The organism is Rhizobium jaguaris (assembly GCF_003627755.1).
Lineage (GTDB): Bacteria > Pseudomonadota > Alphaproteobacteria > Rhizobiales > Rhizobiaceae > Rhizobium > Rhizobium jaguaris.
On the sequence record NZ_CP032695.1, the window covers coordinates 1,067,369 to 1,082,030 of the forward strand.

General features: G+C 60.8%; 12 protein-coding genes. 3 read left to right on the plus strand and 9 right to left on the minus strand.

Going from position 1 to position 14,662, the window contains the following annotated elements; all coding sequences use genetic code 11:
- Positions 1–136: 136 nt before the first annotated feature.
- From CCGE525_RS27245 to CCGE525_RS27275, 7 genes are all read right to left on the minus strand, one after another.
- Positions 137–1,258, minus strand: a complete 1,122-nt coding sequence (locus tag CCGE525_RS27245) for a M24 family metallopeptidase (protein WP_120707389.1) — start codon at positions 1,256–1,258, stop codon at positions 137–139.
- A 6-nt stretch (positions 1,259–1,264) separates the two neighbouring features.
- Complete coding sequence (locus CCGE525_RS27250; protein ID WP_120707390.1) at positions 1,265–2,485, minus strand: M20 family metallopeptidase; 1,221 nt, start codon at positions 2,483–2,485, stop codon at positions 1,265–1,267.
- A gap of 11 nt (positions 2,486–2,496) precedes the next feature.
- Positions 2,497–4,149 (minus strand): dipeptide ABC transporter ATP-binding protein, encoded by a 1,653-nt coding sequence (locus CCGE525_RS27255; RefSeq protein WP_120707391.1) that lies wholly within the window; start codon positions 4,147–4,149, stop codon positions 2,497–2,499.
- Between the two features lies 1 nt (position 4,150).
- Positions 4,151–4,981, minus strand: a complete 831-nt coding sequence (locus CCGE525_RS27260; RefSeq protein WP_120707392.1) for an ABC transporter permease — start codon at positions 4,979–4,981, stop codon at positions 4,151–4,153.
- Positions 4,974–5,921 (minus strand): ABC transporter permease, encoded by a 948-nt coding sequence (locus CCGE525_RS27265; RefSeq protein ID WP_120707393.1) that lies wholly within the window; start codon positions 5,919–5,921, stop codon positions 4,974–4,976. Before CCGE525_RS27265 ends, CCGE525_RS27260 begins: the two co-directional genes overlap by 8 nt.
- Before the next feature lie 120 nt (positions 5,922–6,041).
- Positions 6,042–7,592, minus strand: coding sequence for an ABC transporter substrate-binding protein (locus tag CCGE525_RS27270; protein ID WP_120707394.1), 1,551 nt, complete (start codon positions 7,590–7,592; stop codon positions 6,042–6,044).
- A gap of 12 nt (positions 7,593–7,604) precedes the next feature.
- Complete coding sequence (locus CCGE525_RS27275; protein WP_120708650.1) at positions 7,605–8,828, minus strand: M20 family metallopeptidase; 1,224 nt, start codon at positions 8,826–8,828, stop codon at positions 7,605–7,607.
- Between the two features lie 228 nt (positions 8,829–9,056).
- Here CCGE525_RS27275 and CCGE525_RS27280 point away from each other — a divergent pair, with 228 nt between their 5' ends.
- The 3 genes from CCGE525_RS27280 (at position 9,057) to CCGE525_RS27295 (ending at position 11,745) form a co-directional block, all read left to right on the plus strand.
- Positions 9,057–9,812, plus strand: a complete 756-nt coding sequence (locus tag CCGE525_RS27280) for a GntR family transcriptional regulator (protein WP_120707395.1) — start codon at positions 9,057–9,059, stop codon at positions 9,810–9,812.
- Positions 9,813–10,265: 453 nt separating this feature from the next.
- A complete protein-coding gene (locus CCGE525_RS27290; RefSeq protein WP_120707396.1) occupies positions 10,266–10,883 on the plus strand; it encodes a type IV toxin-antitoxin system AbiEi family antitoxin domain-containing protein in 618 nt (205 codons plus the stop codon).
- Positions 10,876–11,745, plus strand: a complete 870-nt coding sequence (locus tag CCGE525_RS27295) for a nucleotidyl transferase AbiEii/AbiGii toxin family protein (protein ID WP_120707397.1) — start codon at positions 10,876–10,878, stop codon at positions 11,743–11,745. Before CCGE525_RS27290 ends, CCGE525_RS27295 begins: the two co-directional genes overlap by 8 nt.
- Before the next feature lie 631 nt (positions 11,746–12,376).
- Here the strand turns inward: CCGE525_RS27295 and CCGE525_RS27300 are convergent.
- Both CCGE525_RS27300 and CCGE525_RS27305 read right to left on the minus strand, forming a co-directional pair.
- Positions 12,377–13,822: an aldehyde dehydrogenase gene (locus tag CCGE525_RS27300; RefSeq protein ID WP_120707398.1), complete on the minus strand. Its 1,446-nt coding sequence runs from the start codon at positions 13,820–13,822 to the stop codon at positions 12,377–12,379.
- A 26-nt stretch (positions 13,823–13,848) separates the two neighbouring features.
- Positions 13,849–14,634: a coniferyl-alcohol dehydrogenase gene (locus CCGE525_RS27305; RefSeq protein WP_120707399.1), complete on the minus strand. Its 786-nt coding sequence runs from the start codon at positions 14,632–14,634 to the stop codon at positions 13,849–13,851.
- Between the last annotated feature and the right edge of the window lie 28 nt (positions 14,635–14,662).

Below are 14,662 nucleotides of genomic sequence, written 5' to 3' on the forward strand. Positions count from 1 at the left end.
GAGTCTAGGCACCTTTTCCAAACAGCTTAGGCGACCAAAAGGGCCGTGAAACGTTCGTTCAGACTTCAAGAGGCAGTAATGCCGCCACGGAGGCGACGGGGAGTTGACGACACCATCGGCTCTTTGATCGCGACGCCTATTCGCGACTGAGAAGGCGTCGCCCAGTCGCGGTTAGCCGTTTGCCTCCCTTCGGCGTGACCACTACTGTTTCGCTGAAGCCGAGCCTGGCGGCCGTCGCATACACATGGAACACCATACCTTGCTCCAGACGCCAATCCGCGTTTGGCAGAAAAACCCTGGAGAAATCGCTGGGGCGTGGTGTGCGAGTGTATAGGCCAAGCGTATAGGCTGTTACGTTGTCGTAGCGCGGTCTTAGTCCGCTCGACAAGAGCCCCTGACGGACTATGGCATCGACCTCAACAGCCGTAACTCCGGCTCTCATGGCGTCGATTTGCTCGTCCTGCAGAGCAACGATACGCGCGGCAATATCTCGAAGTTCGTCTGTCGGCTCCCCGATGACTATCGGCCGCATCAGTCGTGCACCATAGCCACCCACGCGTGGAATGAGTTCCACATGAAGGATATCGCCGTCCTGCAGTATTTCGCTCCTGAAGGAGCCATGCAGAAACTCATGATTGCCGCTGGCTTTCACGATCGGGCCAGTCTCGCCACTGTCGGCGCCTTCAAGCAGGAAGGTCGCCGCCGCAGTTGCAGCCGCCACCCGGGTCGAAGAGCCAGCGCGTGTGCTATGTACAATTGCCTGCATGGCCCTGTCGGCGATACCGGCCGCCTGCGTGAGAACGGCGATCTCGCGCATCGATTTGATCCATCGCAGACTATCGCTGAGGCCGGGAAGTGCGACGAGTTGTGCCTGGGGCAAGTGCGCCCGCAGCTTCGCCGCCGTATCGGCGCTAAAGCTATACGAGGCGAAATCGGCACCGATACGGACATTGGCGAAACCTCGAGCTTGAATGCTCTCGGCGATGGCCTCGTGCGGATCGGCAGTGTCGGCAAAACTGACGATCTCGGAAATCCAGGTCTTTTCCCTGCATGGCGCTTCGTCGAGCTCTCGCAGAACGAACCATGGCGTGCCGTGTCGCGGTAGAAAAGCGGCACGATACATGGTCTCCGAGACCGTATAGCCGGTAAGCCAGGCGAGAAGCTCGCCGCTGTCGATCAGGAGCAGATCGACAGCAGCTGCGTCCATGGCGGCGTGTGCTTTGGCGATGCGCCAATCATATTCGTCACGAGGAAACATGAGGCGTCAGGCAACCTCGCAAATGTCGAGAATGGTCAACATGTAGACCCGGATCATGTCGAGATAGTCGACGATGTCGACGCGTTCGTCCGGCATCGTGTTGTACCGGCCACCTGGTCCGCAGACGATGCCTTCCATGCCGAGTTCATGGTAGAGATGGCCGGCATCCGTCCCGTAAAAGCGCGTGGGCGTAATGGCGCCTGTCGGCTGCTTCTCGCCGCGGACGGCCTCGTAGGCGGCGTTGATCGAGGTTACGATGCGCGACGTCGGCGAGACTTCGAAAGGCGGCATCAGCGGGCGGCCTTCGATCATCTCGGGCACCAGCTTGGCCTTCAGCCCGGGAAAGCGCTTTTCGAGCCGCGTCAATTCCGCGGCGAGGTCGGCAAGGACGCCTTCCTGCGTCTGGCCGGGTGCATAGCGGGCCGAGCCCCGGATACGGACGAAATCGGCGACCTGCGGCGGGCGCCATTCTTCGAGATCGCGACCGAGCGCACCGTGAACGACACCGACATGGCCGCGATTGATCGACCTGTGTACCTCGCTCTTGGCGTCACTGAAGGTCATGGCATTGATGCGAGGGATGAGATCGCAGGCCGCAGCGATGGCGTCGACCGATTGTTCGCGTTTGGACAGGTGCCGCGTATCGCCGGTCAGCTCGATCACGAAGCTCAGCGCCGCGGCATGCATCGTCACGGCCGCAAGATCGCTCGGCTCGCTGTTGATGAAATAGTCGGCCTTGACGCCGTTGCGAATGGCGGCAAGCGTGCCCACGCCGCCCTGAAGCTCACCGACGACATAGGTCAGGATCACGTCGCCCTTGAGCTTGACGCCTGCGTCCAGCAAGGTCTTGACGGCGCAGAAATAGGCGGCATCCCCCGCCTTCATGTTCGATACGCCGATGCCGTAGATGAACTTGTCGTCGACGAGGCCGCCCCAGGGATCGACGGTCCAGCCCTCAGTGACCGGGTTGGTGTCGAGATGGCCGTTGAAGAGCAGGCTCTTGCCGCCGCCGGTTCCCTTCAGCCGTCCGATCGCATTGAAGCGCTCGCCATTGTCGAAGGGTTGCAGCTCGGACTGAAGCCCGATCGCCTCCATCTGGCGTGCCATGATGCGTGCAAGCTCGCGCTCGCCTTCTGTCTGGGAATGGCTCTTCTGGCGAACCATCATCGACAGGAAGTCGAGGCAGCTCGTCTCATCGATTGTTCCGATGAGCGATTTCGGGTCCATTTGGATGCTCCTTAGAAGTCTGATTCTGTGGGGGCGACGCCGGCCGGCGTCGGGACTGCGGCAAGCAGCCGGCGCGTATAGTCGGCCCGCTCGGGGCTGGTGATGTCTTCCGCCTGCACGACTTCGAGGAGATCGCCGCGATACATCACCGCAATGCGGTGGGCGATCTGGCGAATGAGGTTGAGGTCGTGGGTGATGAAGAGGAAGGCGGTTGAATGCTTCCGGTGCAGTTCCAATAGCAGCTCAATGATGGAGGCCTGTACCGAGACGTCGAGTGCGGAGGTGATCTCGTCGCAGATCACCAGCTTTGGTTTGGATGCAAAGGCGCGGGCGATGGCGACGCGCTGCTTTTCGCCGCCGGAGAGCTGATGCGGGTAGCGATCGGCATGGGTGCGCGGCAGGCGCACCTGCTCGAGCAGGTCGCCGATCCGTTGCGCCATGGCGCTGCCGTCACCCTCGCCGTAGAGTTTCAGCGGCCGCGCCAGTATTTCGCGGATCTTCTGACGCGGATTGAGCGAAGCGTCCGGATGCTGGAAGATCATCTGGACGTTCTTGCGATAGGCCCTGTCCATGTCGGCAAGGCCCGTAATCGTCCGCCCGGCGAACGTCATTTGGCCCTCGAAGGGATTAAGCCCAGTCATCGCCTTGGCAAGCGTCGATTTGCCCGAGCCGGATTCGCCGACGATGCCGAGGATTTCTCCCGGCTGAACGCTGAGACTGACGGCGCGATTGCCGGCGAAGCGTTCGAAGGACCGGCCGGTCAGCGCCGAGAGGAACGGCTTGCGGCCGTAATGTACGCTGACATTCTCGACCTTCATCAACGGCTGGTCGTGATAGGACGGACGCTTCTGCGTCAGGCGGTCGTTTGGCCGGGGCACGGCGGCGATCAGCTGGCGCGTATAGTCGTGCCGCGGTGCATTGAAGATATCGCCGACCGCTCCCTGTTCGACGATTTCGCCGCGCCGGATGACGGCGACCCGCTTTGCCGTACGCGACAGCAAGGCGAGGTCATGCGAGATATAAAGCGAGGCGACGCCGGTTTCAGCCTGCAAATCCAGGAAGAGGTCGAGGATCTGACGGGACGTGATGACGTCGAGCGCCGTGGTCGGCTCGTCGAAGATGATGCATTCCGGATTGCAGGCGAAAGCGGTGGCGATGACCACGCGCTGCTTCTCGCCGCCCGATGCCTCGTGCGGCATGCGCTTCATCATCTCCGCCGGGCTCTTGAGGCCGACGCGATCCAGCATGACTTCCCCTTCGCTCCATGCCTGTTTGCTGGTCAAACCGCGATGGCGCTTCAGCGTTTCCGTGAGCTGGGTGCCGAGCGAAAGCGTGGGGTTGAGCGAGGTGCCGGGGTCCTGGAGCACCATGCTGATCCGCTTGCCGCGCATGCGATTGACCTCGCTCGGCGATTTTGCCGTCAGATCCTCGCCGCGAAGCCGGATTGCGCCGCCGACCTCGCGGGCATTTGCCGGCAGGTAGCGCATGATCGACCAGGCCATCGAGGTCTTGCCGGAGCCGGACTCGCCGACAAGGCCGAGAATTTCGCCGGCGCCGACTTCGAGATCTATATTCTTCAGCGCATGAAACGCGCCGCCCGCCGTCAGATAGTCGAGCGAATAGTTTCGGACCTGAAGGACGCTATTGTTTGCAGTTTCCGTCATCTCAGCCTCCGGTGCGCGGGTTCAGCGCGTCGCGCAGGCCGTCGCCGAGAAGATTGAAGCCGATGGCGACAATGGCGATTGCGAGGCTTGGCCAGATCAGGATGCCGGCGCTGAGGTGCATGTACTGTCTCGCTTCCGAGACCATCAGACCCCATTCTGTGGCGGGGGGCTGGGCGCCGAGCCCGAGGAAGCTCAGCGTTGCGAACAGCATGACGGCGAAGGAAACGCGGATCGTCGTTTCGACGACAATGGGTGCCACGACATTCGGCAGCATCTCGCGCAGGATGATATATCGGGAGCTTTCGCCGCGGGCGATCGCCGCGCTCACATAGTCCTGCTTGCGTACGGCAAGTGCGACGCTGCGGGTAATGCGCGCCATACCCGGCGCGAAGGCGACTGCAACGGCGACCAGCGCATTGATGCTGCTGGAGCCGAGCAGGTTGATGACAAGCAGCGCGAACAAGAGGTTCGGGATCGCCATGATCGCGTCGATGGTGCGCATGATGATCTCATCGGCGCGTCCGCCGAGGAAGGCGGATACCGTGCCGATGAAGGCTCCGGCAAAGGTGCCGGCAAGCGTGGCGAGGACTGCCATCGTCACGGTCGAGCGCGCGCCGATCAGCAGGCGGCTCAGGATGTCGCGGCCGTACTGATCCGTGCCGAGAAGGAAGCTGGCGCTCGGCCCCTTGTAACGGGCTAGTATCGACATGGCTTCCGGATCGCGCGGGGCAAGAAACGGACCGAAGACGACGACGATGAAGACGAGGACGACCAGGACAAGGCCGACTGCGCCCTGCGGCGTGCGCAGCAGCCGTTTGAGAAGCTCAATCATACTGGATCCTCTTGTCGAGCCATGCGTAGAGAATGTCGGCGGCGAAATTGACGATGGAATAGGTTGCGGCCATGAGCAGCACGCCGGCCTGGATCGCCGGCAGGTCACGCGTCTGGATGGCGACGATCAATTGCCGGCCGATGCCGGGGAGGGCGAAGATTTCTTCGACGACGATGATGCCGCCCAGGAGATAGCCGACATCGAGCGCGACGACGGTGATGGTCGGTAGTAGGGCGTTGCGCAGCGCGTGACCGAACAGCACTCTCGACGTGGAAAGACCCTTGAGCCGCGCCGCGCGAATGTAGTCGGTATGCAGCACGTCCACGAGTTCGGAACGCACCATGCGGGAGACATGCGCGATGAGGATGATCGACACCACGCAGACCGGCAGTGCCAGATGGGCAAGGCCGTCGAGAAAATTCTCGGTCAGCGGCACATAGCCCGTCGGCGGCAGCAACTTCGCCCAATCGGCGACAAAGAGCACCGCAAGCGTCGCCGTCACGAATTCCGGCAGCGATACGCCAGCATAGGAGATAAGGCTGACGATCATGTCGGCGAGCTTGCCGCGGCGGATCGCTGCAAGCACACCGAGCGGAATGGCGAGCACGAGCATCAAGGCGATGGACAGGACGGCGAGCAGAAGCGAACGGCCGAGCGCCTGGAGCATGGCCGGGCCGACAGGTTGGCCGGTGCGCAGCGACTGGCCGAAATCGCCATGCAGGATACCGCCCAGCCAGTGCAGATATTGCAGCCAGACGGGATCGTTGAGCCCCATCTGCTGGCGCAGCGCCTCGAGCGCCTGATCGGTGGCGTTCTCCCCGAGCATCATGACGGCGGCATCCGCCGGCAGGACCTGGGTGATCGCGAAGACGACGAGCGACACGATGAAGAGCGTGTAGACGATCATCAAAAGCCGCTTCAGAAGATAATTCGGTGACAAGGGCCGTTCCCTGGCTTTGGAGCGACCGGTCGCGCGGACGCGCGCGCCGGCCTTCTTGCTACGGGATGCGTCGTCGGCGCGAGATCGCGCCGTGCCGCTCGTTCAGCTCGATCGGCGCCATCAGCTCCGCTTCGGCGCCTTGTCGCTCAAGGAGACGTAATCGAGACGGAAGACGGAAGCGCGAGGGTGGACCTCGAAGCCGGCTACCCAATCCCGCTTGGCGGCGAGAACATCGAAGAACACCGGGATGATGGAGGGGACTTCCTCGTTCATCAGCTTTTGCGCCTCGGCATAAAGCTCCTTGCGCTTGGCCTCGTCGGTGATGCCGCGGGCTTCGTTGACGACCTTGTCGAAGGCGGCGTTGTTCCAGCGCGTTTCGTTCCAGGCTGCATCGGAGGTGTAGAGCAGCTTGAAGATCGCGTCGGCAGTCGGCTGCATGTTGTAGAAGCCGACATAGAAGCTGCCCTTCTTCCACACCTGTTCCAGATAGGTCGCATGCGGCATCGTCTGGACGTTGATGTTGATGCCGGCTTCCTTTGCCATCTCGCGCAAGGCGACAGCGAGCTGGGTGCGCTGGCTCGGTTTGTCCGATGCAATCAGCGTCGCTTCGAAGCCACTCGGGTAGCCTGCCTCGGCAAGCAGCTTCCTGGCTTCCTCGATATTGGCCTGGCGCAGCGGCAGGTCGGCATAGAAGTGATAGGAGGAATTAAGGGCGGTATCGTTGCCCGGCGTGCCGAAACCCTCGGTGACGAAATCGACCATCGCCTGCCGGTCGACGGTGAGCGCCAGCGCGCGGCGGACACGCGCATCGTTGAAGGGCTTGGTGTCGCAGCCGAAATTGATGTTGCAGAACTGGCCTGAAGGCACACGCAGCGGATTGACCCCTTGTGCATCCTTCATCCGCAGATATTCGGTCGGCTGTACGGTCGAAATGACGTCGATATCGCCGGCAAGCAGGGCCGAGGTTTGTGCCGAGGTATCTGGGAAAACCTGGATTTCGACTCGGTCGAGATAGGGGCGCTTCGGATCGTAATAATCGGGGTTGCGCTCGACGACGATCAGCCGGTCCGGTTCGTAGGAGACGAGCTTGAACGGACCGGTGCCGACGGCCGTCGTCGACAGCTTCTTGAAGTCGCCGGTGGCGATGGAGGCCGGGACGATGCGCGCGACCGTATAGGCCATCGCCACGGGGAAGTCGGCATAAGGGGTCGAAAGCTTGAAGACGGCGGTCAGCGGATCGGCCGCAGTCACATCGGCGATCGGGCCGACATTGTTGAGTGCCGGCGAGGCGTTCGTCGGATTGAGGATCGCCTTGAAGGTTTGGGCGACATCATTGGCGGTCAACGGCGATCCATCATGGAACTTTACACCGCTGCGAAGCTTGAAGGTCCATTCCGTCAGTGCATCGTTGGCGCTCCAGCTTTCGGCCAGATCGGGTTCGACCGACATATCGACCTTCAGTCGGGTCAGATTGCTGTAGAGCAGCTCGGTGACCATGTATTCCGGGTTGACGCGCGTCAGCAGCGGATGGATGACGCTTGCGGCCTGATCGACGGAAATGCGCAAGGTGCCGCCCTTGCCGGGAGTAGCGGCTTGGGCAAAGCCGATGGCAGGCGTTGCCAGAATGGCGGCGGTACTCGCCAGGAAATGACGTCGATTGAGCTTCAGCATTGCAATGTTCCCTTATTTTGATGGTGCGTGTTCTGGAATGAGGTCGGTCGCAAAGTCGCGGGCGAGATAGGCAAGGATGCTTTGCGCCAGCGCGACGATATCCGTGGTCGTCGTATGTTCCTCGGGACTGTGGATGCAGCTCTCCGGACGTCCAAGCCCGCCGAGCAGAACTTCCTGCATGACGCCCGTCTGCTGTACGTAGCCGAAGTCCGAGCAGCTTGCGGCACCCCATTTGCTGAAGTCGGAATCCTGATAGCCGAAGCCGAGGCTGAGAGCCTTCTGCCAACGAGGCCAATGCGGGCCATCCGGGTCGGAGGTCGGGATGAGGTGACCGACGAGATCGATCTCGACGTGCAGCTCCGGCGATTTCGCCATGACGGTGCGGACAAGCTCTTCGATCTCAGCCCTTGCCGCGTCGTAATTCTCCTCGGGCGCATAGCGCCGGCTGACGAGGATTTTCAGCTCCGCGGGAACCTGTCCCCCGGACATGCCGCCATTGACGGCCGCAATGGAAAGCTGCGGCCGCAACGGTCCGCTCGCATGTGGCGGTGCCGGCAGGGCGGATGTGAAGGCCGCCACCTGCGGCTTCAAAGCGTGTAGGGCGTTCAGGAGGGGAAGGGCCCCGTCGATGGCATTGATGCCCGAGCCGGTGCGGTTGCCTTCGCCTGCGTGAACGGCGTGACCCCGAACCGTGATCTGAAGATTGAAGACGCCGAAGCAGCCCGCCCAGATGCGTGGCGCCGCCGAGCCATTGAAATTGACGATATGTCCCTTGAGCATACCCTGTTCGGCGAGGTAGCGGATTCCAGGATAAAGGCCGCCTTCCTCATCGGTGCAAAGGAGCAGCATCGGATCGTAGGCCAGATCGACACAGCAGGCGTCGGCGGCACGCAGCGCAAGCAGTGTTGCCGCTATGGTCCCTTTCATGTCCGCGGCTCCAAGCCCGAAGAGGCGATCGCCATCGCGCCGGAGACGCAACGGATCCTGTTGCCAAGCAGGGGCGGCGGGAACTGTGTCGACATGGTAGTAAAGCCCGCAAACCGGCTTGCTACCGGATCGCTCGGCGATGAGGTTGACTCGAGGCCCCTGGGCTGGACCATTCTTAACCCGCCACAGCTCTTCCGGCAGGATCACCTGCCGGCAATTGAAGCCCATGGGTTCGAGTAGGCTCGACATCAGCTCCGCAAAAGCCGGGTAGCCATTTCCAGGCGGAAAAGACGTGTCGATAGCGATCATTCTCGCAAGATCGCCGACCGTGTTGTCGACGTTCTCTTCGATGGTCTTCAAGGCGCTTGCAAATGGCTGTTCGAAAGATGACAAGACTTGATCGCTTATGCTCGAATTCCGGAAATCGCGCAGAAACACATGGAGGATCTGCACTCGTATTTATATAAACTATATAGTAATGATGCTGCCGCTCAGGCTTCGAGTCAACTCCAAATAAGAGGCAAATAATTGCGCGAAATGCCTAAATTTTCAGCAGATGTGCCACGTGCTTCCGAACTCTCAGTTCCCCTCTACGAAGTCGTGAAACGTCAGATCACTGAAGCGATCATGATGGGAAAATGGCCTGCTGGAACTGTGCTGCCGAGCGAGATCGCGTTGTCGCAAATGTTTGGCGTGGCAGTGGGCACAATCAGGCGAGCCCTGCAGGATCTGACCAATGAAGGCTTGCTCAGTCGTCGACGCAAGACAGGCACGGTGGTCACCGGCCGCACACCCCAACACAGCCTGAGGTTCTTTTTCCAGTATTTTCGTCTGCATGGGCTTGATGGCTCGTTGCAAAACTCGACGTCTGACGTTCTTTCGTTGGAGCGTCGTAACGCGAGCCAGGACGAGCGCGCAGGGCTGCGGATAGAAGGAGCAGCAGAAGTGATTTCGATCCACCGGCTACGCAGCGTCGGGGGTAAACCGGTTATGCATGAAGTGATGGCGCTTCCAGCGCAGATGCTGCCGGAGTTCCCTGATAAGAAAGAGGATGTGCCTCCGCTTCTTTATCTTTTTCTTCTTGATCGTTATGGCATTCGCATTTCTGCTGTCCGTGAGCAGATTGCGGCCGATATGGCAACGGAGGAGGATAGCCGGTTGCTGCAGTTGAGCCTGCCCAGCGCCGTACTGACGATTGACGAAGTTGCCTACGATCAGTCTGCCGTTCCGGTTCTCGTCGCGAAGCATCGCGCGACGACTAGAAGCCACCGCTATGTGCATGAGGTTCAATAGAGCCCTGGCGGCGTGCGTTCCGACAAAGTGCGTGCATCATTGACCCGCCACATGACTTAGATGCCGTCGCATCCAGCGGGAAGGGGATGTCGCTCATCGTCTCACCGACCTTTTAGGAGAATTAGGGAGCGTGGGGGACCGGGACCATGTCTTCCCGCTGTTGCATGGACGTGAGGACGAGTTTTATCATGATCTCCGACGCCAGATCCGCGCGAGATGCCGAAGGGGTCGCGGCCGCGCGATATCGCGTCGATCCCTATCTGCATCTCGATGAGATCAGGGTGAAGACGCGGGATTTCAGGTGAGGACAGTAACGCGACCGCAGGTTCTATCCCTTTCAAGAGCAACGGTTCGTTGTTGCTCACGGCTTTGCCAATCGACGCCTTTCTCAAGGCTAAGGATTGTGATACAAATCCTCGGATAATAGATCCTATGCTCCGAGTTTTTGTATCAATGCCGGCTTCCATCACTCAACGCCAAATCGCCCGAACTGTGCTCGCTGAACGCGGGATAGCACGTCTGGCGGAACTGCGGAATGCAGGCGTGACGGCGGCCACCATGAGCCGAATGGAACGGGATGGCGAGGTCGTGCGGCTTGCCCGCGGTCTTTATCAACTCCCCGATGCGGAGCTCGACGCCAACCACAGTCTGGCAGAGATCGCCAAACGCGTCCCGAAAGCCGTTGTCTGTCTTGTTTCGGCCCTCGCTTTCCACGGCTTGACGGATCAACTCCCGAGGCAAATCTGGCTTGCCATAGGCCGCAACGACTGGGCCCCACAACCGAACGGCCCTGCTATGCGCATCGTACGTTTCACAGAAAGCCTTCTCAACGAAAGCGTCGAGATCCATGTCGTTGAAGGCGTTCCGGTGAAGATTTTTGGAATCGCCAAGACGATTGCCGATTGCTTTCGTTATCGCAACAAGATTGGCCTATCCATAGCGATTGAGGGGCTGCAGGAGACGCTGCGGCAACGAAGGGCTACTCCTGGCGAAATCGCTGATCAGGCCGAGCGCGGTGGTGTTGGCACGGTGATCCGGCCGTATCTCGAGGCACTGACCGCCAATGGCTAAAGAAACCAAAAATCTCGGCGCCTCGGTGCGCGCGCGCCTGTTGCAACTCGCCAAGGCAAGCGGGCAAAGCTTCGATTTGGTTCTGACGCGTTTTGCGCTTGAGCGGTTACTATTCCGGCTCAGCCAGTCACCCCATGCGGGCCGTTTTGTGCTGAAGGGTGCGATGCTGATGATGAGTTGGTTTGACGATCCGCACCGCGGCACGCGTGATCTCGACCTTTTGGGCTTTGGCAGTCCAGAGCCGGACCCGATGCTGAAGACCTTTCGGGAGATTCTGGCGCAACAGGCTGATGATGGCGTCACGTTCGACGCAGAAACTTTACGCGTGGATCGCATTCGCGAGGCACTAGAATATGGTGGGCTCAGGCTGCGGGTGGTCGCCTCGATCAGCGGCGCCCGGATCGCCCTGACGATCGACATCGGGTTTGGCGATGCGCTCGAGCCTGGGGCGGAGGTGCTAGATTATCCTTCTATGCTCGGTTTTCCGATGCCCCGGCTCCGAGCCTATGCGCGGGAGACGGTCATTGCCGAGAAGTTCCAGGCGATGGTCATGCTGGGGCGTGCAAACAGCCGGATGAAGGACTTCTACGATATCTGGATTCTCAGCAGGTCATTCGATTTCAATGATGACAGATTGGCACGTGCAATCACAGCGACTTTCGAGCGGCGCGAAACTCCGATCCCCACTGAGGCACCAGACGCCCTAACGGACGCCTTTGCCAAGGACGAGGAAAAGCAACGGCAATGGCACGCATTCGTTGAAAGCGTTGCACACGAACCCGGCGATCTGACGGACGTTGTCGCGGAGATTGCAACGTTCCTGATGCCGCACGCTGTTGCGGCTGCGAGGCTGGGCAAATGAGCGGTTTGGTCACCACCATCGGGCTATGGAGCGATGACAAATCGATTGCGCTGACGAAGTAAATAACGCGGGCGTCGGTTCGTATCCCCTCAACTGCAAATGTAGATGGCGCCGTGGCGTGTCTGTCCTCGCTTCTGCCAATTCGCATGCTTTTGAGCCGGAAGTGGTTGTTGTCGCAGAATTTCGTTAAGTGGCAATTCGCAACGACGTGCCTACGCGGCCTACTGAGGTGTCTGCTTTGTCGCATCCATAGGTTGGCTCCGGGTGGTCGGGGAAATCATCCCGATTGCTGAGACGAAACGGGCGCAGTCATCTGCCTCACGGGAGCAGCAGCTATTCTGCTAGGCCGAGGACCGCCTGTGACCCCTCCTTCCGCTCGACTAAACGTCCCCATGCCCTGGTTTTCGCGTGAAGCGGCGTCACGATCATCCGCAAGGCAAAGGCGGCACCGGTATAGTGCCGGCTGAATAAGGCTTACCCGATCTTCAGGGACAGATTCCTTGTGCAGCCTTTGTGCAGCAATATCTGTCGCGATTTTTACCACTCTGATTGGCTTGCTGCGCCGAAACAGGCGGCCGGCAACTCCATCAACTGATGCCGGTCGCCGTCCGGACGCCTGCCACCCGTTTTCTTAGAACGGATAGTGCTGAGCCGAATCCTCGATTGTGATCCAGCGCAGGTCGGTGAATTCGGCGATGGCTGCCTTGCCGCCGAAGCGGCCGTAGCCGCTACCCTTCACGCCGCCGAATGGCATCTGCGCTTCGTCGTTCAGGGTCGGACCGTTGATGTGGCAAATCCCCGACTCGATGCGGGCCGCGACAGCGAGCGCCCGCTGAACATCGCGGCTGAAGACCGCTGACGATAGCCCGTATTCGGTATCATTGGCGATACGCACAGCCTCGTCCTCGTCCGCAACACGGATGATCGGTTTCACGGGTCCGAAGGACTCCACCGCATAGACGTGCATTTCGGGCGTGACGTAATCGAGAAGGGTCGCCTCGATGACCGTGCCCGTCCGCTTGCCGCCGGCGACCAGCTTCGCGCCCTTAGTAACAGCGTCGGCGATCAATACTTCCATCTTCTTGGCGGCGTCGAGGCTGATGAGGGAGCCCAGCACGACTTGGTCACGGGGATCACCCGCCGGAAGCTTTACAGCACGCGCTGCGAGCTTGGCGACGAACTCATCGGCGATCGCCTGGTGGACGATAATACGTTCGGTCGACATGCAGATCTGGCCCTGGTTCATGAAGGCGCCGAAGATCGCCGCGTTGACGGCGCCATCGACATCGGCATCTTCCAGTACCACCAGCGGCGCCTTGCCGCCGAGCTCCAGCAGAGCCGGTTTCAGATGCTTGCCGCTGAGCTCGGCGATGATCTTCCCGACCTTGGTCGAGCCGGTGAAATTGACGCGGCGCACCGCCGGATGCGCGATCAATGCCTCGACGATTTGAGGCGCGTCCTCGGGCGCATTGGTGATGACATTGATGACACCGGCCGGTAGGCCTGCTTCCGTCAGGGCCGTCGCGATCAGCCGCTGCGTGCCGGGGCATTGCTCGGAGGCCTTCAGGATCACGGTATTGCCGCAGGCAATCGGCATTGCGATGGCGCGTGTCGCCAGGATGACAGGCGCATTCCACGGCGCGATCGCCAGGCAGACGCCAGCCGCCTGGCGGATACCCATCGCGAGCGTACCGGGCTTGTCCGACGGAATGATCTCGCCGCCGATTTGTGTCGTCATGGCGGCGGCTTCGCGCAGGATATTGGCGGCAAGCATGACGTTGAAGCCGGCCCAGGGCGCGGTCGCCCCCGTCTCCTCCATCATCAGCGTCGTGAACTCGCCGACCTTGGCATCCATGATGTCGGCCGCCTTTGCCAGGATCGCCCGGCGCTGGCCGGGACCGGTGCTTGACCAGGCCGGAAAGGCGTCGGATGCGGCTTTGATCGCCGTCGCCACATCCTCGAGGCCAGCGGCCGGCGCCCGGCTTGCCAGTTTTTCGGTGAAGGGGTCCAGCCGGTCAAAGGTTCGGCCGCTGGCTGCCGGCCTGTCGGCGCCATTGATGAGAAGGGAAATGTTCATCTCTTGTCTCCTGATGCGAATGATGTCTAGAAGCCGAGCACGTCGGCATTGATGGAGGCTTCAAGGCCGCCATCGACGGGAAGATTGGCGCCGCTGATCCAGCGTGCCCCGTCCGAGCACAAGAACAGGATTGCAGGCGCGATATCGGCTGATGTTCCTGCCCGCCCGACGCGAGTGATGTCGCTGTCGACACGCTCATCGCCGAGCACGGCGCGGAACTGCTTGAGAATCGGTGTTTCCACAGGACCAGGGCTGACGGCATTGACGCGTACTCCTCGATCCCTGAAGAGGGGTTGGTGCGCGGCCCGCATAGTCCAGAGCAAAAGAAGTTCCTTCGAGAGCGGATAACCCTCCTCGTCCTTCAGCCCATGCTCGCTGACGAGACCGGCGACATTGGGAAAACCCCTGACTGCAGTCAGCGCCTTTGCCCGCTCCAGATTGGCACGCCAGCCATAGCCGGCGATCGACGCGACATTGACGATCGACCCGCCCTCGCGCAGATGAGGTGCGACCGCCTCGGAAAGCGCGCGCAGACCGTAGAAATTGACTGCAAGCGTTGCCACTACGCCGGTGCTTCCGGAAAGCCCTGCGACATTGGCCAGAGCATCGATGCGGTTGGGCAATTGGCGAACGATGTCTGTGACGCCAGCGGCAGTTGAGATATCGCCCTTGATGAAAGAGCTGATGCCCGACGGCGGCTCGCGAATGTCGACCCCGATGACATCGGCGCCCATTTGTCCCGCAAGTTCCGCAGTGCGCGCACCGATGCCCGAAGCGACCCCGGTGACGAGGATGGTCTTGCCGAAAAGCATGATTTCACCTTTCTCATGAAATGCGACG

Bases quoted from the DNA above. Each gene is read 5' to 3' on its own strand.
- CCGE525_RS27245 (WP_120707389.1), bottom strand. From the start codon at position 1,258: ATGTTTCCTCGTGACGAATATGATTGGCGCATCGCCAAAGCACACGCC.
- CCGE525_RS27250 (WP_120707390.1), bottom strand. From the start codon at position 2,485: ATGGACCCGAAATCGCTCATCGGAACAATCGATGAGACGAGCTGCCTC.
- CCGE525_RS27255 (WP_120707391.1), bottom strand. From the start codon at position 4,149: ATGACGGAAACTGCAAACAATAGCGTCCTTCAGGTCCGAAACTATTCG.
- CCGE525_RS27260 (WP_120707392.1), bottom strand. From the start codon at position 4,981: ATGATTGAGCTTCTCAAACGGCTGCTGCGCACGCCGCAGGGCGCAGTC.
- CCGE525_RS27270 (WP_120707394.1), bottom strand. From the start codon at position 7,592: ATGCTGAAGCTCAATCGACGTCATTTCCTGGCGAGTACCGCCGCCATT.
- CCGE525_RS27275 (WP_120708650.1), bottom strand. From the start codon at position 8,828: ATGATCGCTATCGACACGTCTTTTCCGCCTGGAAATGGCTACCCGGCT.
- CCGE525_RS27280 (WP_120707395.1), top strand. From the start codon at position 9,057: ATGCCTAAATTTTCAGCAGATGTGCCACGTGCTTCCGAACTCTCAGTT.
- CCGE525_RS27290 (WP_120707396.1), top strand. From the start codon at position 10,266: ATGCCGGCTTCCATCACTCAACGCCAAATCGCCCGAACTGTGCTCGCT.
- CCGE525_RS27295 (WP_120707397.1), top strand. From the start codon at position 10,876: ATGGCTAAAGAAACCAAAAATCTCGGCGCCTCGGTGCGCGCGCGCCTG.
- CCGE525_RS27300 (WP_120707398.1), bottom strand. From the start codon at position 13,822: ATGAACATTTCCCTTCTCATCAATGGCGCCGACAGGCCGGCAGCCAGC.
- CCGE525_RS27305 (WP_120707399.1), bottom strand. From the start codon at position 14,634: ATGCTTTTCGGCAAGACCATCCTCGTCACCGGGGTCGCTTCGGGCATC.